General features: G+C 43.4%; 17 protein-coding genes. 13 read left to right on the top strand and 4 right to left on the bottom strand.

Annotated features, from left to right (window positions below; genetic code table 11):
* Positions 1-488: 488 nt before the first annotated feature.
* The 8 genes from nrdA to yfaE all read left to right on the top strand — a co-directional run bounded on the left by nrdA (position 489) and on the right by yfaE (position 6,780).
* Positions 489-2,765 (top strand): class 1a ribonucleoside-diphosphate reductase subunit alpha, encoded by a 2,277-nt coding sequence (gene nrdA, locus ABFV72_RS01845; RefSeq protein WP_102090443.1) that lies wholly within the window; start codon positions 489-491, stop codon positions 2,763-2,765.
* Between the two features lie 134 nt (positions 2,766-2,899).
* Positions 2,900-3,076 carry a hypothetical protein gene (locus tag ABFV72_RS01840; protein WP_347162118.1) on the top strand — a complete coding sequence of 59 codons (177 nt, stop codon included), beginning with the start codon at positions 2,900-2,902 and terminating at the stop codon, positions 3,074-3,076.
* A gap of 217 nt (positions 3,077-3,293) precedes the next feature.
* Positions 3,294-3,554 carry a DUF1883 domain-containing protein gene (locus ABFV72_RS13080; protein WP_431192063.1) on the top strand — a complete coding sequence of 87 codons (261 nt, stop codon included), beginning with the start codon at positions 3,294-3,296 and terminating at the stop codon, positions 3,552-3,554.
* 387 nt (positions 3,555-3,941) lie between these two features.
* A complete protein-coding gene (locus ABFV72_RS01835; RefSeq protein ID WP_347162117.1) occupies positions 3,942-4,349 on the top strand; it encodes a hypothetical protein in 408 nt (135 codons plus the stop codon).
* An 18-nt stretch (positions 4,350-4,367) separates the two neighbouring features.
* Entirely contained in the window at positions 4,368-4,643 is a 276-nt protein-coding gene (locus ABFV72_RS01830; protein ID WP_347162115.1) for a hypothetical protein, read from the top strand.
* Positions 4,644-4,721: 78 nt separating this feature from the next.
* Positions 4,722-5,093 carry a hypothetical protein gene (locus ABFV72_RS01825; RefSeq protein WP_347162113.1) on the top strand — a complete coding sequence of 124 codons (372 nt, stop codon included), beginning with the start codon at positions 4,722-4,724 and terminating at the stop codon, positions 5,091-5,093.
* 97 nt (positions 5,094-5,190) lie between these two features.
* On the top strand, positions 5,191-6,324 hold the full coding sequence (gene nrdB / locus ABFV72_RS01820) for a class Ia ribonucleoside-diphosphate reductase subunit beta (RefSeq protein WP_057759544.1): 1,134 nt from the start codon (positions 5,191-5,193) through the stop codon (positions 6,322-6,324).
* A gap of 186 nt (positions 6,325-6,510) precedes the next feature.
* Positions 6,511-6,780, top strand: coding sequence for a class I ribonucleotide reductase maintenance protein YfaE (gene yfaE / locus ABFV72_RS01815; RefSeq protein WP_057759542.1), 270 nt, complete (start codon positions 6,511-6,513; stop codon positions 6,778-6,780).
* A 169-nt stretch (positions 6,781-6,949) separates the two neighbouring features.
* On the opposite strand, the gene ABFV72_RS01810 is transcribed toward yfaE, so the two are convergent.
* The gene (locus tag ABFV72_RS01810; protein WP_201579001.1) at positions 6,950-8,275 is read right to left on the bottom strand and encodes a S1C family serine protease; all 1,326 of its coding nucleotides are present in this window, start codon (positions 8,273-8,275) and stop codon (positions 6,950-6,952) included.
* 380 nt (positions 8,276-8,655) lie between these two features.
* On the opposite strand from ABFV72_RS01810, the gene ABFV72_RS01805 reads away from it, so the two are divergent.
* Together ABFV72_RS01805 and ABFV72_RS01800 are read left to right on the top strand one after the other, a co-directional pair.
* On the top strand, positions 8,656-9,480 hold the full coding sequence (locus ABFV72_RS01805) for a Nif3-like dinuclear metal center hexameric protein (RefSeq protein WP_347162110.1): 825 nt from the start codon (positions 8,656-8,658) through the stop codon (positions 9,478-9,480).
* Positions 9,481-10,560: 1,080 nt separating this feature from the next.
* Positions 10,561-11,769 (top strand): transglycosylase SLT domain-containing protein, encoded by a 1,209-nt coding sequence (locus tag ABFV72_RS01800; RefSeq protein ID WP_347162108.1) that lies wholly within the window; start codon positions 10,561-10,563, stop codon positions 11,767-11,769.
* A 164-nt stretch (positions 11,770-11,933) separates the two neighbouring features.
* On the opposite strand, the gene ABFV72_RS01795 is transcribed toward ABFV72_RS01800, so the two are convergent.
* The 3 genes from ABFV72_RS01795 to ABFV72_RS01785 all read right to left on the bottom strand — a co-directional run bounded on the left by ABFV72_RS01795 (position 11,934) and on the right by ABFV72_RS01785 (position 17,336).
* Positions 11,934-14,924 (bottom strand): LysM peptidoglycan-binding domain-containing protein, encoded by a 2,991-nt coding sequence (locus tag ABFV72_RS01795; protein ID WP_347162106.1) that lies wholly within the window; start codon positions 14,922-14,924, stop codon positions 11,934-11,936.
* Positions 14,925-15,168: 244 nt separating this feature from the next.
* A complete protein-coding gene (locus ABFV72_RS01790) occupies positions 15,169-15,663 on the bottom strand; it encodes a hypothetical protein (RefSeq protein WP_101205368.1) in 495 nt (164 codons plus the stop codon).
* A gap of 374 nt (positions 15,664-16,037) precedes the next feature.
* Positions 16,038-17,336, bottom strand: a complete 1,299-nt coding sequence (locus tag ABFV72_RS01785; RefSeq protein ID WP_165597340.1) for a CNNM domain-containing protein — start codon at positions 17,334-17,336, stop codon at positions 16,038-16,040.
* 547 nt (positions 17,337-17,883) lie between these two features.
* Here ABFV72_RS01785 and yajC point away from each other — a divergent pair.
* The 3 genes from yajC (at position 17,884) to secF (ending at position 21,754) form a co-directional block, all read left to right on the top strand.
* Positions 17,884-18,213 (top strand): preprotein translocase subunit YajC, encoded by a 330-nt coding sequence (gene yajC, locus ABFV72_RS01780; RefSeq protein WP_057759529.1) that lies wholly within the window; start codon positions 17,884-17,886, stop codon positions 18,211-18,213.
* A gap of 391 nt (positions 18,214-18,604) precedes the next feature.
* Positions 18,605-20,482, top strand: a complete 1,878-nt coding sequence (gene secD / locus ABFV72_RS01775) for a protein translocase subunit SecD (protein ID WP_101205370.1) — start codon at positions 18,605-18,607, stop codon at positions 20,480-20,482.
* A 9-nt stretch (positions 20,483-20,491) separates the two neighbouring features.
* Positions 20,492-21,754: a protein translocase subunit SecF gene (gene secF, locus ABFV72_RS01770; protein ID WP_347162103.1), complete on the top strand. Its 1,263-nt coding sequence runs from the start codon at positions 20,492-20,494 to the stop codon at positions 21,752-21,754.
* Positions 21,755-21,971 lie beyond the last annotated feature (217 nt).

The raw sequence follows: 21,971 nt of genomic DNA, 5'->3' as shown, positions 1-21,971 counted from the left end.
TTTCACGCCTTTTTAGTCCAAATCGTCACTCGCTAGTAATAAGTTATGGGTGGCGATTTTTTGTGGTTTGATGTACAATCTGCGCCCGCATTATTGCCGCCATGACTCGCATTATCAGTCGACAATAACCGAGAGAATGAAAAATAAAACTCACGATATTTTTACAAAAATTTTATTATTGACCGCATTTGCGTCTAACCCTTATCCCATCGTCCTTTGCCAAAATTTGGACTGCCTACAACCTTGTAGCAACATAGTTTTATTCTAAAATCAATATAGTATTTTCAAAATTTTCCCGCTATATTGTGCCTACCAATTAACAAACACGCTATATGTAGTACTCAGTGATTTTAACCGTCACTATGAGTAGTGGTAGCTTTTTGCCCAAAAAAACCAGCTAGCACAACCCCGCATAATAGCGTTATAAAGAATGTCTGCCGCCCACTCGGCGCGCAGCATCACAATAAGCAATCAAAATAGAGGCCAGCATGACACATATTGACAAAATCCAAGTAACCAAACGTGATGGACGTTTAGAGCCTATTGATTTAGACAAAATTCACAAGGTAATAGCGTGGGCAGCGCACGGCTTGGACAACGTGTCTGTGTCTCAAGTTGAGCTAAAGTCGCACATCCAGTTTTATGAAGGTATCAAGACTCGTGACATTCACGAAACCATCATCAAATCTGCCGCCGACCTAATCTCTGAAACCACGCCTGACTATCAATATCTGGCTGCGCGTTTGGCTATCTTCCACTTACGTAAGATTGCTTATAACAAATTCACCCCGCCGCATCTATATGATCATGTTAAAACGCTAACAGACGCTGGCAAATACGATCAGCATATCCTAGCTGACTATAGCCGTGCTGAATTTGATGAGTTAGAAGAGTATCTGGATCACTGGCGTGATATGAATCTTGCTTATGCTGCTGTTGAGCAAATGGCTGGTAAATACTTGGTACAGGATCGCGTGAGCAAAACTGTCTATGAAAGCCCGCAGTTCTTGTATATGCTCGTCGGTATGTGTCTGTTTAGCCAATACGACAAGTCAGACCGTCTTGATTTCGTCAAACGCTTCTATGATGCGACCTCAGAGTTCAAAATCTCACTACCGACGCCGATCATGTCAGGTGTGCGTACGCCATCGCGCCAGTTTAGCTCGTGCGTATTGATCGAATGTGGTGATAGCCTAGACTCTATCAACGCAACCACCAGTGCCATCGTACGCTACGTATCACAGCGTGCTGGTATCGGCATCAACGCGGGTCGTATCCGTGCCCTTGGTAGCCCTATCCGTGGCGGTGAAGCACAGCATACTGGTTGTATCCCGTTCTACAAACTGTTCCAAACGGCGGTGAAATGCTGCTCACAAGGTGGCGTCCGTGGCGGTGCTGCGACCCTGTTCTATCCATTGTGGCATTTGGAAGTTGAGTCATTACTGGTACTCAAAAACAACCGCGGCGTCGAAGACAACCGTGTCCGTCATATGGACTACGGCGTACAGTTAAACAAGACAATGTACACGCGCCTAATCAAAGGTCAAGACATCTCGCTATTCTCACCAGGTGATACGCCTGGCTTGTATGATGCGTTCTTTGAAGATCAAGACAAATTCGAAGAGTTATACACCAAGTACGAAAACGATCCTAACGTTCGTAGCCGTCAGATCCCAGCTGCCGATTTGTTTAGCCTGATGATGCAAGAGCGCGCCAGTACGGGTCGTATCTATATTCAAAACGTCGATCATTGCAACACCCATAGCCCATTTGACGCGACGGTTGCCCCGATTCGTCAGTCAAACCTATGTATGGAAATCGCACTACCAACCAAGCCACTGGATAACATCAATGACGAAGAAGGCGAAATCGCGCTTTGTACGCTATCAGCGGTCAACTTGGGTAAAGTCGAAAACGTCAGCGACATCGAAGAACCAGCTGAGCTAATCGTTCGTGCGCTTGATGCCCTGCTCGACTATCAAGACTATCCAGTAAAAGCCGCTCAAAACGGCAGTATGCGTCGCCGCACGCTAGGTGTGGGCGTGATTAACTATGCTTACTACTTAGCTAAGAATGGCGCACGCTACTCTGACGACAGCGCGCTTGGTCTGACCCATCAGACGTTTGAAGCGTTGCAGTTCTATCTCTTGAAAGCGTCAAACAAATTGGCAAAAGAGCAAGGCGCGTGCCCTGCGTTCAATGAGACCACGTATTCGCAAGGTATCTTACCGATTGATACGTACAAAGCTGACTTGGACAAAATTTGCCAAGAGCCGCTACATCTCGATTGGGAAACGCTACGCGGCGAGATCACTGAGCACGGTCTACGCAACTCTACCCTAACTGCCTTGATGCCGTCTGAGACCTCAAGTCAGATCGCCAACGCGACCAACGGTATCGAGCCACCACGTGGTCTGGTCTCTATCAAAGCGTCAAAAGATGGCATCTTAAAGCAAGTCGTGCCTGAGATTGATAAGCTAAAAGATCAGTACGAGCTACTATGGCAAATGCCAAACAATGACGGCTACCTAAAGCTGGTCGCTATCATGCAGAAGTTCGTCGATCAAAGCATATCTGCCAATACTAACTACGATCCTGTTCGTTATGCTGGTGGCCGTGTACCGATGAAGATATTGCTAAAAGACTTGCTAAACGCTTATAAAATGGGTGTGAAGACGTTGTACTACCATAATACTCGTGATGGTGCGAACGATGCCCAAGCGGATATGGAAGATGATTGTGCTGGCGGTGCGTGTAAGATTTAAGGTTCGATTATCCAGCTCTCTCATTCAATTAAGAGAGCTGGGTAGATATTTCGATTTAGTAAAAAAAGGAGGGAAAACAGCAATATAAATAGCAGAAAACTTCTAAAACTAACCAATAGAGAGGTAAATTAATTATGGCTAAGAATACAGGCCGTAGTACTCGCAAAGGTTCGGTAACAGCTCGAACTCAAATGAAGCATCCTAGTAACCCTAAGCATTCGCTTAAGAGAGACGCTACTACAGGTCAATTTATGAGTGGTATGAAAGGTAGTTATAAAGGGGTCGCACAGGAGGTAGATAGTAGAAGATAAAAATGGCATTGATGATACATCACCAATGCCATCGGAGATATTGAATACGCCAATATTCAATATCAGGAAGTTGAGACTATCGACATCCACAAGTGGTATGACAGTAGAATAACCTCTAGAGAGACGTCATTCTAATTTAAACCATACCACTTGTCCAAGAAAATCGATGAAGTAATAGTCATCCTTTAAAACAAACTTAGACGAGAGGTAACAATGTATGAACTTTACGCATTATAATTTAGGTCAAAAATCTAAAGGTGAGGTCGTAGAAATTACACTTACGAATGCTGCAAATGTTCGTTTAATGAACAATTCGAACTTCTACAATTATCGAAATCAAGAAAGGCATCAATACTATGGTGGTTATATTACGAAATCACCTTACAAACTTGTAATACCATCATCAGGTATTTGGCATGTGACAGTAGATGTTGCAGGACTACAAAGAAGTACGAGGTCATCTTTAAAAATACTTTAGAGATAGTGTAAGTCGATTAGAACTCATGAAACCCAACCTTTCAACTGAATAATTCGTTGGGTTTCATTTCTCTACACCAAACCGTCGCGCTTTTGGTTAAGTTATGAATAGAGCAAAAAGCACTTGTGATGAGTGCCAATCATCATACTTTAAAGATAGCTCAAAGATGTCAGACTTGTGTCCAAATTGCGCTAACAAACTTTATGGCTATCCAAACTGTAGCCATCATTTCGAAAATGGCATTTGTGTAGAGTGTGGCTGGAATGGTCAAGAGTCTGTTTACGTAAAGTAGCTTTTATAAAATTTGCTTAGCACATTGCTATCATTAATAATTAAAAGACGTATAGGACTCACCCTACGTCCAATTCCTGAAGGAGCTTTACTTATATGGATTATAATGACTTGAATCTAGGAAACTCAGTTTTTCAAGGATTTAACGATAAATATGGTTTGATGCTTTGCGGTTACGAATGGGGCTTTAGTAAAGATGATCAACAAGCTCAAGAGTCAGGAGAATGGGTAGAGCCTAATGAAGAAGTAAAATATACATTCGCTAACAAAGCTCAACACTGGGGCGATGTTGCCAACACTTGGCGTTATGACCGTAATATCAAAAAGTGGTTTGAGCTATGGGGTTTTCCTTTAGATAGCCAAAATTTGGACGATGATTTCGAAAAATCCATTGTTCAAACCAATTGGGCAGATACTCAAAATCATTCTATTGCACAAGGAACGAATAAATTTTTGTCAGAAGAACAGATAGATAATTTTATCAACCACATAACAGCATTATAGCCTAAAGTGATTATTTTTATGGGTCGCGAATTGATAGATTATCTTCAAAATCCTGCGGTTTTTAATAGATTTGTAGAAGTTATGGGTGAAATGACCGAACGTAAGCGAGTAGTTCAGAAAGAATCTTCAGGTACAAGATTCAAGATATTTTTTCAAAATTTCGAAAACTGCCAAGTAGTTTGTTTTCCACATCCTAGTGGTAGTCGTGGGCTACGTGATGACTATATAGCAAGTTTTCGCCCAGAAATGAGCGAGATACTCTCTACATATAAAAGTGAACGCAGTTTTATCTGAAACCAAATGTAGTTTAAGTTTAGCTCAAATTGATAGCACCAAAAAAATAACTGACTCAACACCCAAAACGGAGGTCATGTGCAATATACCGCAATCATCAAAGACGGTGGTTTGTTTATCCCAAACGTATTTTCAGACCTAAACGATGGTGGCTCGCATATCGTACAAGTCGAGGTTGATATTGCAGAGGTGCGTCAGCAGTTAGGTATGAATGAAGCACCAAAGACAACTGTCACCAAAAAATCCGTGGCAAAAACAGTCAAAAAGCCAGTATCGAGAGCGGCTAAAAAAGACTTAAAGATAGCAGCAGAAGAGTCTGGTGTGAGCACCCTACGCAAAAGCGCGCTTGATGAACTAGAAGCACTCGATGATAGTGAGCTGAGCGAGATATTCAAAGCCTATATGAACGATGGACAAGAGTCGTCACAGATATCACTAGAGAACCTCTAAGCTAAAACGCTATAATCCAAAAACGTGTCATAACCTCAGATCAAAACCAGTCACACCCCTATAAATTAATAACCGTATCAATTATAAAGGCAGTCCCATGACTTACTCGATTTTTTCTCAAACGCCAAACAATGCGCTAAAAGAGCCGATGTTCTTTGGTCAGCCCGTCAACGTGGCGCGCTATGACCAACAAAAACACCCTATCTTTGAGCAATTGATTGAAAAGCAGCTGTCGTTCTTTTGGCGTCCAGAAGAGGTCGATGTATCACGCGATCGTATCGACTTCAGCAATCTGTCGTCGCATGAGCAGCATATATTTTTGAGCAACCTCAAGTACCAGACTCTACTCGACTCTATCCAAGGTCGTAGTCCAAACGTAGTGCTACTGCCGCTGGTGTCTATCCCTGAGCTTGAGACGTGGATCGAGACATGGTCGTTCTCTGAGACCATTCACTCACGCAGCTATACGCATATCATTCGTAATATCGTCAATGACCCAAATATTATCTTTGATGACATTATGCAAAACGAGCACATCTTAGGCCGTGCCTCTGATATCGCTCAGTACTATGATGAGCTGTACCGCAACTCACAGCTATATAGCCTGTATGGTCCAGGTACGCACAACATCAATGGCGAGCAAGTGACGGTTGATTTGAGATCGCTGAAAAAGCAGATGTACTTATGCATCATGGCAGTCAACGTCCTAGAAGCCATTCGTTTCTATGTATCATTTGCTTGCTCGTTTGCCTTTGCTGAGCGTAAATTGATGGAAGGTAATGCCAAAATCATCAAGCTAATCGCTCGTGATGAAGCGCTGCATCTGACGGGTACGCAGCACATGCTGAACCTCATGCGCAACGGTCGTGACGATCCTGAGATGGTCGAGATTGCCGCAGAGTGTTATGAAGAAAGTATCGAAATCTTCCGCAAGGCGGCTGAGCAAGAAAAAGAATGGGCAGGCTATCTGTTCAAAGATGGCTCGATGATTGGTCTAAACAAAGACATCCTTTGCCAATATATCGAGTACATCACCAATTTACGTATGGAAACTGTCGGCTTGCCAGCGGCGTTCCCGAACTCAAAATCAAACCCAATCCCGTGGATCAACACGTGGTTGTCATCTGACAATGTGCAAGTAGCACCGCAAGAGACTGAGATTAGCTCGTACTTGGTTGGTCAGATTGACTCTGACTTATCAGACAGTGATTTTGACGATTTTGAACTGTAAAAAGCTGAATTATAAGAGCTGAGTTGTAAGAGCTTTGAGCTATAAAGGCTTTAAATTATAAAAGCTTTGAATGATAAAGGCTTAAGCGGTAGAAATTTGAAGTTATAAAATTTCTACCGCTGTAACCGTCTTATGGGTTAATAGTAGGGATAGCAGTAGCACAAACATATCCCAATAGGATTAACGATGACTTGGGTAATGACCAGTAAAAAGCAGTTCTATCTACATGATGACGAGAGTCTGCTAGATGGACTGCTACGCACCGGACACGATGTAAACTATCAATGCCGCGAAGGCTACTGTGGTAGCTGCCGAGTCAAGCGTATTGCTAGCTCACATACGGTTGATTATCCATTTGACCCACTAGCTATGATTGAAGAAGATGAAATCCTGCCCTGCTGTTGCCGTGTGCAAGGCGTTATTTATATCAATCATGACCCGATTGAGAAGTTATAGCAGGGTTATATATAGATAAAGTTAGCCTTTAAAATTTAGAAAAATCAGCTCCAATAAAAAGCGCGCTCCTTTAGATAAGAAGCGCGCTTTTTTGTGCTATTAGCTAAATAAAAATGCTAACTCATATATACATTATGAGTCAGCACATAGTGGTAACAGTAACTACGACTTACTGCGACGCGGCATCTTGTTCAAACAGTTTCATCAGCTCTTCGCGCATACGATCACGCTCTGCCTTTGACATCATTGGCGTTTCTTCATCACCTTGAATGTTTGGCTGCTCCATTCCACCCATGCTCTCATTTTGCAGTACGACAGGACGCTCAAGCGGCTCTTGTGCTGGACGCTCTTCTAGCGTGATTTTTACTTGGGCATTTTTACCTTGACGCAATATTTGCGCATCCAGTTCAGTATTTGGTGGCTTACGAGCAACATACTGAATCAAAGTATTTGCATCTGTCATCTCGACATCGTCGATGGTTAGGACGATATCACCGACGCGTAAACCGCTTTTCGCCGCTGGACTATTATCAATGACGTTTAGTACTTCTACGCCTGTTGACGTCTCTAACTGTGTTGGGTCACGTAGCTGTGACTGAATCTCGATACCCAACCAGCCACGACTGACACGGCCATCTTTGATCAAGGCATTCATCACTTGCTCAACCAGTGCCGTCGGAATGGCAAAGCCAATACCCATCGAGCCACCAGAGCGCGAGAATATGACGGTGTTGATACCGACTAGCTCGCCATGAGCATCGACCAGTGCACCGCCTGAGTTACCCGGATTAATCGCTGCATCGGTTTGGATAAAGTCTTCAAACTTATTGACGCCCAATCCAGTACGACCAGTTGCTGAGATAATCCCCTGCGTCACTGTCTGACCCACACCAAATGGATTACCAATGGCTAAGGCCAAATCCCCTACACGAATCGGATCTTCGCGGAAGCCAAGTGGTGTCAGCCCTGTCATATCAACCTTGATCACAGCTAGGTCACTATCAGGATCTGTACCAATGATTCTGGCACGGCTCTTACGACCATCATTGAACGCGACTGTGATTTCATCTGCTTTTTCGATCACATGGGCATTAGTCACGATATAGCCATCTTCTGATACGATCACACCAGAGCCTAAATTGGTATTGCCCTGCTCTTGTGATGGGCCACCATGATATTCAAAAAACCGGCGCAGTACGGGATCATCCATATAAGGATGCTCGGTCATCGTTTGCGTCGTATAGATATTGACCACAGACTGCGACGCACGCGCCACCGCATTATGATAAGAAGAAATAGGCGCTGGCGTGTCCGACACTGGCTCTGCTACTTGCTGCTCCGCAGGCGGGGTTCTCGGCGGCTCCCATGTGGCTTCCGACGTCGACTTCATACTCGTGAACAACCAGATAAACGCTGCCAACACTAGCAGCAATAAGACCCAAGGTAACCATTTTAATAAAGACGCCTTGTTATTGGTGTTCCGGGATGACGACATATAAAACCTCTATAAATTTATTGCAAACAGACAGTGAAAAACGAAGTGAGATAATAGCGACCGCTTAGCTAGTCTTGACCCATTCATAGGATGGACAAATGCTATACAGCTAGGCAGACTCACGTGTATAAATTATAACCGCAATACCAGTAAATAGTAACGTATCGTGTACCATTTCAGTTATCCAGCTTGTCTGCTTGCTTACAACGGCATGTTAAAATAGCTTTTACGATACTCAACACTTAAGCATCTTGAGAGTTGAATATAAAGTCAAAAGAGCAAAACCAAACACTCTCAAACATGACAGATAATACATAATTTTTGCTTAGTTAATCTACAGCACCTTACGACCTACATTTTATTGATGACAGGAAAACATAATGACTGCAAATCATACGATAGCTGAATCCAATACTCAAAGCATCAGCGCTCAGGCATTGACACAGTTCTGTGACGACTACTTATCTACCAGTGCGTTTAAAGACTATGCGCCAAATGGTCTACAAGTCGATGGTGGACGCCCGATTCAACGTATCGTTACTGGTGTCACTGCTTGTGAAGCCTTGATAGATGCTGCGATTGCTAACAATGCCGATGCGATTATGGTGCATCATGGATACTTCTGGAAAGGCGAACCTGCACCGCTTACTGGGATGAAAGGTCGACGCGTGCGCAAGCTGATGCAACACGGTATTTCTATGATTGGCTACCATCTACCGCTCGACGCGCACCCGATCTCTGGCAACAACGCAAAACTTGCTGACGTACTCGGCATGACAATTACTGGTGCGCTCTATCCTACCGAGTCACATCCTGTTGGCAATATCGCTACTTGTACACCGCAAACTGCTGACGATCTTATTGCCACCATTACTCAAGCTTTAGGTCGCGCGCCATTACATATCTCAGCTGAATATCATGCAGACTCTTCTACTCAGACAAATGGTAGGCTGATCAAACGTGTGGGTATATGTACGGGCGGTGCGCAGGATATGATTGAGCAGGCTGCTACTATGGGCTGTGATGCGTTTATCTCAGGAGAGATATCTGAACGTACCACGCATAGCGCGCGTGAGCTTGGAATTGACTATTTTGCTTGTGGTCATCATGCAACGGAGCGTGGCGGTATTCAGGCGTTAGGAGAGATAGTCGCTCAAAAATTTGGTCTGCCAGTTACTTTTATCGATATCGAAAACCCAGCATAAACTAGCTACTTAAAAAATTAGTTTAAACGGTTGTCATTTATAGAGAAAAATTTGCAGAGAAAACGATAGTTCAAAAGCCAAACCAGACTTGCTAATAGCTGTAGTTAAAGCATAAGCATAAAGTCTAGTTTGACTACTATTTGAACTTTGTTATTCTGTTTTTGATTATTATGTACCAAATATCTGGAAAATTAACCGTTTATATCTCAATTGTTAAGTTTTATCGCTTTTTTCTTAACTCCACTTGAATAATGCAATTAGTAACCGCATATTACTACTCGTAAGAAAGAACGTTTTGTCATGAAACTTCCCATTATTACAGCTTCCGGTTATGGCACTAAAATAATGCTGATAGTTGTTTAAGACTTTATCATGCTATATCAGCGATAAGATTTTAAGCCGCTACCCATTGAAATACTATGTTTGCACTATATATGTTAGCGGCATGGTATTTTTTATTTTTGGTGTCGCGATGACGGTATGACATAGTCAGTTTGATAGACCGCTATAAACTATCAATTCTGGTTATTTTGCTTACCCTCATTGCTGGACAAACAACTTTAGTAGCCAGCTATCTTATTACTAGTAACTTAATATTAGTGAGTCAAAGTATAGCCAGCCATTAAAGTTAGCATAGTTAAAACAGATGAATGTATTTGCCTCATTGGCAAAACCTTACCTCAATGTTTCAAGCTATGTCTTTGTCTCAATAACTTAATCATGACCTTACCTATGTTTGATATATAGTTGTTTGGCCACTAGCCATATTTAGTTATCGATGAAGGAATCATCTGATTTATATCCTTCGCGTTGTTGTGCGTTCAGTATTTTAAACCAGTACTAATAAACACTGTTTAGAACGCTTTTATGACATATTGATAGCTGGCTGACGACAAACTATCCCACTAACTCTTAGAGAGAGTACGCTAGTGGCGCTATAGTCAAACAAGATAAAGTGGCATTTATCCTATTAAAAATGCCATTCTATTTAAGACACGATATCGATATATGTCAATATTATGCACATATATGTATACGTGTTTTTGCGGTAAGAAGGATGGCTAAAATCAGGAGACATCCATGCAGCGTATTACTTATCGTGTAAAAGTATCTGCGCAAGGGGCCAAACGCCGTATTTCTTATTTACTGCGTCCATCTAAACGCCTACTGAACACAAAAAGTAACATCGTTTCATCCGTTACCCCTATTGCGTCTAATCGTTTTGCCAGAACCAAGAAGCTGGCACAAATCTCTAGCATCGCTCTACTCTCGTTGCCCGCTGAGAGTTTGACGACCATGAACGCATCGGTACCAGCTTATGACAATGTCATGCTGGAAAACACCTTGACCATTGCTGCGGTGCCTGGCGATAGCACTTACTTTGCTACTGATGGCTTCCAACATGGTTTTGGGTTTGATCTGGTGCGCACTTATGCCGACGAGCTCGGTGTCGATATCAATCTAAAAGCCTATGCCAGTGAAGAAGCGGCGCTAAAAGCACTAAGAACCGGCAACGCTGACATGGCGCTGACTACGGCTAGCACTAAGCTAAAAAGCCAGCTAAATCTATCTTCTATCAATGTCAGCTGTGGTTATGACTCTAGTCTGACTAAGAACGGACTACATCCTAAGGTAAGTTGGACGTTTAGCTCATCCAATGATCCACTATCAAGAAAGGCCAGTTACTTTTTGTGCGATAGCATTAAGATAAAAAACACACAGAAACTTGCCGCGTTCTACAATCAAAACTTGCTTAAAGATGCCTATAGTCAGGATCATTTCCAGAGAACCTTAACGGAAAAGTTACCGGATTATCAGTCTTCGTTTGAAGAGCAAGCACGCAATTATAATCACGATTGGGAACTATTGGTCGCGATGGGTTATCAAGAGTCACACCTTGATGCCAACGCTGTCTCGCCGACTGGCGTACGCGGGTTAATGATGCTGACCAATAACACTGCAAAAGCGATGGGCGTCTCAGACCGTGTCGATCCTTACCAAAGCATTGGCGGCGGTGCCCGCTATCTAGAGCAAGTGAAAGCAGACTTCTCTGATGTGCCAAAAACTGACCGTATCTGGTTTGCCCTTGCAGGTTATAACATGGGTCCCAATGCAGTAAAAAGAATCCAACGCGAACTGCGAGCTCAAGGTATCGATGATAAGAGCTGGGCGAACGTCTATGCTTATTTAGCAGATAATAGAGCGTCGAATAGCCGCTATGGTCAAGCCATGCATTATGTCAGTAATATCCGAAGCTATCTTGAGACTATTAAAACTCAGACGGTCTAATTCGTAGCTATTACTAAACGGTTCGCAAGCTAACTTCTAACAGTAAGTCATTTTTATTGAATAAAAAAAGCTGCTCTTATAAAGAGCAGCTTTTTTGTGCAATACGATTAATGATTAATATTAATGACGCCTCGTTTAAACGGTATCCATTAATATTTTATTCATTAGCGATTTGGAACTGTCAGACGCTGACCACGCTGCAACATCGTATCAGCGGCAATATTGTTCATATCGGCCAGCTCTTGCGTTGATACGCCATATTTACGTGCTAGACCAATTAAGCTATCACCCGAGCCAACCGTGTAGCTTACTGTCGCTTTTGGTACTTTAAGCGTTTGACCGCGCTGTAGCTGAGCATTGGTCGCTAGATCATTGGTCGCCGCCAAATCCTCTACTGAGATGCCAAACTGACGTGCCAAAGCAATTAGGCCATCACCAGATTTAACTTTGTAGTTTTCAGTGTTACCCAGTTTCGTACCGCTGCTTACTGAGCTACTACTGTTACTATTAGCAGAGCTACTGCTTTGACTGCTACTAGATGCACTTGCCACACTGCCGCTAGCAGGGATAGTGATAGTACGACCCAGTATCAGATTCGAATTGGTATTCAAGTTATTCGCTGATGCTAAATCACTTAAGCCAATATTGTAGCGTTTAGCGACACCCGTTAGCGTATCACCTGATTTTACTTTGTAGCTGACCGCTTTGTCATTTAACTGACGATCGACCAACTCTTTAGAAGCAGGTACTTTAATCGTTTGACCACGTTGCAGGCGAGCTTTTGCATCAAAGTTGCTGTTTACCGCAGCCAGTTCCGTTGCACTCACTCCGATGCTATTCGCAATACCAATCAGCGTATCACCTGATTTTACTTTGTAATTGGTGGTCGCGACCGAGCTTGAGCTGTTACTACTGCTAGCACTTGTCGTGCTTGCAGCATCGAAATCAACACTGGCTGGCACTTTAAGTGTCTGACCAACATACAGCGAACTTGTGCTGTTGATACCGTTGAGACTGGCTAAAGTATCCGTCGACACGTTGAATTGACGTGCCAATGCAATTAATCCGTCCCCTGCTTTTACTTTATAGTTCTTGGTCGCAGTGCTTGATTTACTCGGCTTGGTAGAAGGCGCTGCAGGTGTCGTTGCAGGAGCAGTCACTTTACCCGGTATGAGCCATAATTTTTGACCTCTGAGCAGATCAGCACGGCTGCTTAGGTTGTTATAGCTGGCTAGCTGGGTAACTGATAACCCAAAACGATTGGCCGTACCGATAAGCGTATCACCACCTTGTACAACATAACTATCAGGCTGACTAGCGGCTGCGTTGTTAGCAGTGCTTAATGGCTCGATAGTCTTGGCATCATATAGATATAACGTGCTGCCAGAGAGCAAATTGGCACTGGCATCTATCTGGTTCCATTCTGCGATATCACGCCAGCTAACCCCTGCTCGACTCGCAATGTTCGAGAGCGTATCGCCACGTTTTACCGTATAAGTGGTACGTGCGCCCTGTGGTTTTGGCTTACTTACCGAGGTTTTAGCAAAGCTAAGTTTTTTCTCTGCGCCACTCGCTTCTAAGATAGACTGCTGCGTCTGTACGGCTGATAGATTGATGTTGCCGTCAGCATTGATAACATTGGTCTCAGAAGTATTTCTACGGATTTGATTAGCAATAAAATCACGCTCTTCTTTGCTAAGCGGTGGCTCTTGGACAATCGTATTGTTCTGAGTAATCTGAGCTGAGGTGGTCGGTAAGCTGTTACTGCTCTTAAGCTCAGCATTGATCTTGTTAGTCTCTGCGGTGGTCAGTGGTGGCTCAGTACGAGCTGAGGAATTGCCGCTGTATACCGAGCTGCTAGTCGGTGTCGCAGATGGTGAGATATAGCTCGTGGTCTGCTGAGGTACACTTGCGCTAGCTGCATAATCGGCCAATGCGCTACCAGTAGATGGCAGTGATGAGGCAGTATATGGTTTGTTATTGTAGCTTGGCGTCGTGGCTGTTGTACTTGAGCTACCTGCGTTGTTTGAAGCGAGTACATTGCCTGTACCATTACCTCTGAGCCCGCTTAATTTGGCGTCAGCATTGAGACTGACGTCGTTAGGAATGATGACACGCTGTGGACCTGAAGAGTCAACGCGGCCTGATGTCAGTGCAGTGTTTAGACGCTCTAGCTCATCGTAGCTAACGCCAGTCAACTGCGATACTTCTGCCAAGCTCACACCATAGTTAACAGGTACACTACGGAAATGCTGACGGTTAGCGATAGCGGGTAGATACACACCATACTGCTCAGGCTTGGCAACAATTTCGGCTACAGCTAAGAAGCGCGGCACATAGTTCATCGTTTCAGTCGGCAGTTGAAGTGACCAATAGTCTGTTGGTAGTCCGCGCGCTGCGTTGGCATCGATTGCTTTCTGTACACGGCCAGGGCCAGCGTTATAGGCAGCCAATGCTAGCTCCCAACTACCGAACTGGTTGTGCAATGCTGTCAAAAAGTCATAGGCAGCACGGGTTGATTCGATAACATCGCGGCGACCGTCATAAGTGCTGCTTTGGTTCAAGCCATAGATACGGCCTGTACTTGGGATAAACTGCCATAAACCCGCAGCTGCCGCACTACTCGTACCACTTGGATCGTAAGAGCTCTCGATAACTGGTAACAAGGCAAGCTCTGTTGGGATATTGCGACGCTCTGCCTCTCGTACCGTATGATAGATATAACGGCTGGCACGTGCAGTTAGACGATTTAGATAATCCTGTCTACTGGTAAACCAGCTTTTTTGACCTTCAATGCGCTGATTATAGATTGGCTTACCACCATTCATGCGGTAGCCTGCGCGTAGACGATTCCACAAATCACCATATTGCTGAATAGCAAGCTGGTTACCTTCTACCATGGTCATGTCAGTGGCTTCTAACAAGTCAGCTAACTCATCCAAACTCTCTGCATCTAAAAACGCAGTTGAGTAGTCTGCACTACCTGTATTAGCCCCTTGATTGGTAGGACTTTTGGTGATGACAGATGAGCTATTGGTCGCACCTTTGTTTTTTACCGCTGATGTATTGCTACACGCACTAATCAGTAAAGTGGATACCGCAAGCGTCAATGGCAACGCAATAAATGAGCGAGAGTGTGATAGCACAGTAGACATGATATTGGAGGTTTCCTAACGACAGAAATTAATAAGATAAAGTTGATGGGTAGTATAGTATGCAATGTAAAGCAAAGACTAGCCTAATATAAAAGATAATAATAGACGCTCAAGTAGCCTATAAAACTAAGTAATAACTGTTGAACCAACCAAAACCCTTTATAAGTTAGAATCTCAATCAGTTAGACTAGCTATTGGTTATATGGCTTATTGTATTTTTGAGTCTTGCTTGGTCAATGGCGACTTAATTAATAGCTACCTGTGATACTGCGCGCAAGAGCACTGCATTACCAGTAGACAAGGTCAAGGTCACACGAGATGTGGTAACAAATGAGACTTGCTGACCATTTTTTACCCAGCTCTCATTGGTCGTTACATTGGCTTTGGCTTGTGAACCAGTAATCACCACATTATCTACCGAAATATCATAGCGATAATTAGACGTATCGTTCCAGCTGTTTTGCAGCAGCTTTAAGTACGCGTCTTTATCTAAACTGGTAGATTTACCTTTTCTAGATAAAGAAATAAGCGCGTCATCTGACACAAGGCGCGATACCTGATTGATACTTTGGCTATTCGCTGATGCTTTCATTGCGGCGGCATAATTCTGTACCAAATCTTCGGTCATAGTTGCCGCTTGTGCATTGATACTGATGGTGCTGGCTACTGCTACGATTGCAGTGATGCTGGCGCTTTTCACCAATAGAGCTAATAGCCTATTTCCCAATAATTTTTTCATGATAATCCTTAGCGATATTTTTTTCGTTAGTGTCATATATTGACGATTAACGCTCTTTTATCATTTATTTTGGCAGTGTATCTGTATAGATATATCTATATAAGTATACTCATATCATATGCCGAGCCTATCATCGAATTCTCACAGCCATGTGACACCCTGTGTAATTATTGCGACTAGAAACACAGGCTATCAAATCAAATACTCTTAAGGTTTTATGCTGTAAGTCCTAGCTCAAACAGTTAGATGCTTTGTAGATCTAGTTTGATAGTCAGCCCATAATGAGCTGACCATTTTTAAACCATCAATCTTTAGAACCATCAATATTTATGGTTAAGCTATCCACGTTAGAGTTTTGCTTCATTAACGCTTCGTTAGGACTTAGGTTCGCTGTTACTGTCTTCATACTGTTCATCATCGCTGAGCTTCATGCCCAAACGCTCTACCCGTCTATCCATCATCTGACGAGCCAACGCTTGCATGTCTTCAACACGGTCTATCTCATCAACAATCTCAAGACCTAACAATGTCTCAAATACATCTTCTAACGTGACCAAGCCTTTAACTTCACCATATTCACCGACTGTAATCGCAATATGAATACGGTTTTTTAGCATCAATTCTAACAAGTCAAACAGCTTCATTTTAGAGAAGACAAAAGTGATGTCGCGCTGAAATTGCGTCAACGGCTTATGCATAGCATGGTTAACTTTAGCCAACAGCATGTCCGTTTTTAGGACAAAGCCCGTAATATTATCTAGGTCACCATCATAAATCGGCAGTCGAGAAAACGTCAATTTTGGTCGATCAACCAATAGCTCAGCGACGGTTTTGTTTTCTTCAAACGCCAGCATAACTGAACGGGGCGTCATGATATCTTCGACTTTAATCGCGCCAAACGCGAGCAAGTTACGAATAATACGTGACTCTAGTGGGTCAATTTGTCCTGACTCTTCACCGATACTAGCAAGAGCAGCAAACTCACGGCGGCTAAAGGTTTGCGGCTCTTTACCACGTACCAATAGTTTCGTCAGGCGCTCTGAGAACCAAATTAATGGGTATAGCAGCATGATGATGCCACGAACGAAATAAGCAACCAAGCCACTTAGCTGACGCCAGTAAACTGTACCTAGTGTTTTTGGGATAATTTCAGACAAGAACAAGATAGCAAGCGTCATAAGGGCCGAAAACAAACCAAACCACGCACTACCAAAGACGATCGTAGCCTGTGCACCCGCACCGATAGAGCCAAGTGTATGGGCAACGGTATTTAACGTTAAAATAGCAGCTAGTGACTGGTCAATATTGTCTACTTTGAGGCTTTTAAGCATTTCTGCTTTTTTTGGACTGGTCTCTTGTACATCCGCAATAAACGATGGCGTCATGCTCAGCAAAACAGACTCTGCTAATGAACAGACAAAAGAGACACCAATAGCGAGTAAGACAAAAAATATCAATAAAGAAACGCTAAGCGCAGTTGGTGCTGCCGCCTCGCTGGATGTTGATACAGCACCAGCTGCCCACACTGCTTGCGGTAGCATAAGAATTGCTAATGCAGATAGTGCCGAAAAAGAAGTATAACCAAATCGAGAACTAGTCGTCATTCTCGGGGGAGGTTCTGCAGATGCGTCTTTACGATGAGCGCGCGGACGACATAAACGAGGTACAAACATAAAAGTGGTGAACAAGTTAGGTAACCTAAAAAGAGTAAAAGAAAGATAATGTCATGAGTAATTTATATTGATTTTCAGATTATCTTTAACAAAGTAATAAAAGACATCTGTCTATCGTATAAATAGTTACTCAAAGCTGATTTAATCGCTATTTCAAAGCCATACTATGCTTCAAAAAGCCGTAATATGGTTCAATATATAGCATACTAAATACAGGCAATCATTGCCATTTGATAGTAGCATTGATGATACCATTTCACAATAAGTCACCATTTTTAAGTTTTTGTTTTTTGATGACTTTTATTGCCCTACTATTAACGGTTGTATGACGACATCTTTACTAACCAATTCATGACAGCTATTTAGCCTGAGGCTTTATATAGGTTATCTGAATATAGTAAAAACATTGTTGTCTTATCCGTTGGCTGATAGTATGCCTTACGCTAAGAAAAACACGCTCAGCCTATGATTAACAGTTACCAAGTCTGGGATTTTTTGTTACTATGCGTCTAATTTTATTATTGTCTATGACTTACTGAGAGATATTATGAGCTTATTTATTCAAGCTGCCCATGCTGCACCAGAGACTGCAGGTGCTGCAGGTCTATTCGGTCAGATTCTACTGCCTGTTGCGTTTTTTGCGATTTTTTACTTCTTGGTCATTCGCCCGCAGTCTAAGCGCACCAAAGAACATCGTGCCATGGTTAACGCATTGACCGTTGGTAGTGAAATTATTTTCGCTGGTGGTTTAATGGGCCGTATCAAAGCAATCGAAGGCGATTATGCTGTTGTGAGCCTAAACAACAATACTGACGTGAAAGTACAACGTGCTTCTGTTATTTCAGTATTGCCTGCTGGCACGATCGAAAGCGTCTAATTAGAATGTTCACTAGCTTTTATTAGTGAAAATTTATTAGTGAACATTCGATAGTCGTCACATTAACGAATGTAATGACTAAAAAATGACCGTATATGATTTACGGTCATTTTTCGCTATTAACACAGTAAGGTAAATTGCTATATAAATTAGGCTTACTGTTTAGATGTCCTATTTTTATCCAAGTTAGCCATATGATTTTTGATGACCGGATAAACAGACATCTGTATTATTTGCTTTACTGTTTTATGCGTTACTATCATCGCGGATGATCGCAATGGTGCATGATGACGGCTGCTGAACATAGCACTCGACCGTTGCTATCGCTAACTTCCCATCTGCTAACTTGTGGCCTACGTCGCCAGTCGTTTATCAACTTAAAGAAGTGATTATGCAATATCCCGCTTGGAAATACTTACTAATTGCCGTCGTGCTACTCGTTGCCGGTCTATATGCTGCCCCCAACCTTTACCCTGACGAACCTGCTGTGCAGATTACGAGCGCAGCCGCAGGAACTCAGCTATCTGAAGGTATCTTAACTGAGTCTCAAAGCTTACTCGAAGAGGCAGGTCTAGATAACCACGATGGTACGTTTGAGGGCAACAGCGCGCTGGTACGCCTCAACAACCCAGTCGATCAGCTAAAAGCGCAAGAAGTGCTACGTCAAAACTTGGGCGAAGACTATGTCGTTGCCCTTAACCTAGCACAGACTACCCCGCAATGGCTACGCGATATCGGTGCAAGGCCGATGAAGCTTGGTCTCGATTTGCGTGGTGGTGTACGCTTTGTACTCGAAGTCGATATGGACAAGGCGCTTGAACAGCGTTTAACCAGTGCCAGTCGTGATATGCGACGTGAGCTACGTGCTGAGCGAGTAGCAATCAAAGGTATCAAAACCGAAGATCGCGGCGTGGTATTGCATTTTGCTGATACTGATACTCGTAACCGTGCCCAAAACGTATTACAAGGCTCGATGAGCAATACGTTTAACTTGCAGTCTTCTATTGATGATCAAGGTCCTGCATTGGTCTTATCGTATAACGATGCGACACTTGACGAAATCAATAGCTACGCGGTCAATCAGAACTTGACGACTCTACGTAACCGTATTGCTGAGCTGGGTGTGACTGAAGCTTTGGTACAGTCGCAAGGTGCTAGCCGTATCGTCGTTGAGCTACCTGGTGTACAAGATACTGCAGAAGCGAAACGTGTACTTGGTCGTACTGCAAACCTTGAGTTCCGTATGGTGGCAGAAGATGCTGATACCTATACTGGCGGCATACCTCCAGCAGGTACAGAGGCCTTCCCATTCGAAACACTGGATGGCCCTCCTGTACTGTTAGATCGTCAAGCGATCGTCACTGGGGACAAAGTAACCAACGCGCAAACTGGATTGGATGAAAGTGGTCTACCTGAAGTAAGTATTACCTTGGACAGTGCTGGCGGCAAGCTCATGCAGAACGCCACACGTACAGCGGTTGGTCAACAGATGGCTGTATTGTTCATTGAAAACAAACAAAGAATCACTTACGAAGAAGATCCAGCGACTGGTGAGACGACTGAAGTACGCACACCTTACGCTGAAACCAAAGTCATCAACCGTGCCAACATTCAAGCGGTATTGGGTTCATCATTCCGTATTACTGGTTTAGATAGTAGTGCTGAAGCAGCTGAGCTTGCGCTATTGCTACGCTCGGGCGCACTTGCTGCACCGATGTACTTCGTAGAAGAGCGCACTATTGGTCCATCACTCGGTCAAGAAAATATTGATAAAGGATTGTTCTCTACGCAGGTCGGCTATCTATTAGTCTTCGCGTTTATGATTATCTTCTATCGCTTGTTTGGTGTGATTGCCAACGTTGCGCTAGCCGTTAACGTTATTATTATCATTGCGATTATGTCAATTTTGGGTTCATCACTTACCCTACCGGGTATCGCAGGTATCGTTTTGACCATTGGTATGGCGGTTGATGCCAACGTACTGATTTTTGAGCGAATACGAGAAGAGATTGCCAATGGCGTACGGCCAAAATCAGCCATCGTGGCAGGTTTTGATCGCGCATTTAGCAGTATTTTTGATGCCAACATTACAACCTTATTGGTCGCGTTTATCCTATTTGCGATTGGTACTGGTCCGATTAAAGGCTTTGCGATTACGCTAGCTATTGGTATTGTCAGCTCGCTATTCACTGCAATTTTGGTGACACGTGCACTGGTACAAATTGCTTATGGTAAGCGTAAATCCATCAAAAGTCTGAGCATCGGTTAGGAGAATATTATGGCGATCGATAATAACAACCCTTTAGAACAGCAGAATAATCCCGATCGAAATGGCTCAAACGGTGAGACGACCAATGCAAGTACGCGTCGCCGTAACAAACCGCGTCGTGATGGTAAAGGTAGCAATACTAAAACCAATAACCCTACTACCGTAAAGTCAGGAAAAAGCCCTAGTCGTCGCGGTGGTAAAGGTCAAAATGCCAAAGATAGTCAAGCACTGTCTACCGCTGTTGATTCTGACGTAATATCAGGTGACGCCGCTGACGATGCCGCAGCTGTCGCTGAAGGTGGCATCAAGGCAGTTGGCAACCAGCGTATCATTCCATTTATGAAGATAGAAAAGCCGATGGCACTACTATCTTTATTTATGGTGATCGGTAGTATCATTGCTATCGCGGTAAATGGTCTGAACTTAGGTCTTGATTTTACTGGTGGTGTCTCAGCAGACGTTCGTTATGAGCAGCCTGTTGAGCAAGTTGCTGTTGTACAAGCACTGGCAGATAATGGCTTCGATGATGCAGTTGTACAGTATCTAGGTACTCGTGAAGAGCTATTGGTACGTCTACCTCCTCAGTCTGATAACGTCGATGGGCTAAGCGCAAATCTAACGCAGGCATTGGCATTACCTAGCAACACCGCTACGATTAGCAACGTCAATATCATTGGTAGCCAAGTTGGTAATGAGGTTTATTTAAACTCAGTTATGGCATTGGTATTGGCACTGGTATGTATGCTTGGCTATGTTGCCCTACGCTTCCAGTTCAAATTGTCTCTGGGTGCTGTACTGTCACTATTTCATGATGCCGTCGTAACCATTGGTGTATTTGCATTGTTTGGCTTCCCATTTGACTTAACGGTCTTGGCTGCGGTATTGGCGTTGATTGGTTATTCATTGAACGATACGATCGTTGTCTATGACCGTATTCGTGAAAACTTCCGCCGTGTTCGCGGAATTACGCCAGAACAGACGATTGATTTGTCATTGACCGAGACGCTACGCCGTACGATTATGACCATCTCAACTGTTCTATTGGTCGTACTAGCCATGCTCTTCTTGGGCGGTGATGGATTATACTGGTTCTCAGTAGCTCTGTTTATTGGTTTGCTTGCGGGTACTTACTCATCGACTTATATCGCCAGTTCGATTCCGCTGCGCATGGGTCTGTCACGTGATGATTTTATCGTAAAAGTAAAACCAGAGTTTGAAGAAGAAATCGTGACTTTCAATGATCCAAAAATGTTTGAGCAAGACAACGTTTAGTAAGGTATATTAGATGGATTGATACGCTGAACTAGCGTGTCATCACACTTTATATAATTACTGAGTGCACAGCTACAATGTTTAAATAAGAGCACCTGACTCATGAGTAATGAGTCTAGGTGCTTTTGTCTTTATAGCTATTTTGTCTCTCATATTAGATGTATTGCCTTACAATCTTATTATCATTTTACGAACATACCTCTTTATCGTTCACGTA

The sequence above is a fragment of the Psychrobacter proteolyticus genome, assembly GCF_039762275.1.
In the GTDB taxonomy this organism is placed as follows: Bacteria; Pseudomonadota; Gammaproteobacteria; order Pseudomonadales; family Moraxellaceae; genus Psychrobacter; species Psychrobacter proteolyticus_C.
Note: the sequence above shows the minus strand (reverse complement) of the source record. Positions and strands in the feature narration are given on the sequence as shown.

Coding starts and splice junctions, on each gene's coding strand:
- nrdA (WP_102090443.1), top strand. CDS start 489: ATGACACATATTGACAAAATCCAAGTAACCAAACGTGATGGACGTTTA.
- secD (WP_101205370.1), top strand. CDS start 18,605: ATGCAATATCCCGCTTGGAAATACTTACTAATTGCCGTCGTGCTACTC.
- ABFV72_RS01800 (WP_347162108.1), top strand. CDS start 10,561: ATGCAGCGTATTACTTATCGTGTAAAAGTATCTGCGCAAGGGGCCAAA.
- ABFV72_RS01785 (WP_165597340.1), bottom strand. CDS start 17,336: ATGTTTGTACCTCGTTTATGTCGTCCGCGCGCTCATCGTAAAGACGCA.
- yajC (WP_057759529.1), top strand. CDS start 17,884: ATGAGCTTATTTATTCAAGCTGCCCATGCTGCACCAGAGACTGCAGGT.
- ABFV72_RS13080 (WP_431192063.1), top strand. CDS start 3,294: ATGAACTTTACGCATTATAATTTAGGTCAAAAATCTAAAGGTGAGGTC.
- ABFV72_RS01790 (WP_101205368.1), bottom strand. CDS start 15,663: ATGAAAAAATTATTGGGAAATAGGCTATTAGCTCTATTGGTGAAAAGC.
- secF (WP_347162103.1), top strand. CDS start 20,492: ATGGCGATCGATAATAACAACCCTTTAGAACAGCAGAATAATCCCGAT.
- ABFV72_RS01810 (WP_201579001.1), bottom strand. CDS start 8,275: ATGTCGTCATCCCGGAACACCAATAACAAGGCGTCTTTATTAAAATGG.
- ABFV72_RS01830 (WP_347162115.1), top strand. CDS start 4,368: ATGGGTCGCGAATTGATAGATTATCTTCAAAATCCTGCGGTTTTTAAT.
- nrdB (WP_057759544.1), top strand. CDS start 5,191: ATGACTTACTCGATTTTTTCTCAAACGCCAAACAATGCGCTAAAAGAG.
- ABFV72_RS01805 (WP_347162110.1), top strand. CDS start 8,656: ATGACTGCAAATCATACGATAGCTGAATCCAATACTCAAAGCATCAGC.
- ABFV72_RS01835 (WP_347162117.1), top strand. CDS start 3,942: ATGGATTATAATGACTTGAATCTAGGAAACTCAGTTTTTCAAGGATTT.
- yfaE (WP_057759542.1), top strand. CDS start 6,511: ATGACTTGGGTAATGACCAGTAAAAAGCAGTTCTATCTACATGATGAC.
- ABFV72_RS01840 (WP_347162118.1), top strand. CDS start 2,900: ATGGCTAAGAATACAGGCCGTAGTACTCGCAAAGGTTCGGTAACAGCT.
- ABFV72_RS01795 (WP_347162106.1), bottom strand. CDS start 14,924: ATGTCTACTGTGCTATCACACTCTCGCTCATTTATTGCGTTGCCATTG.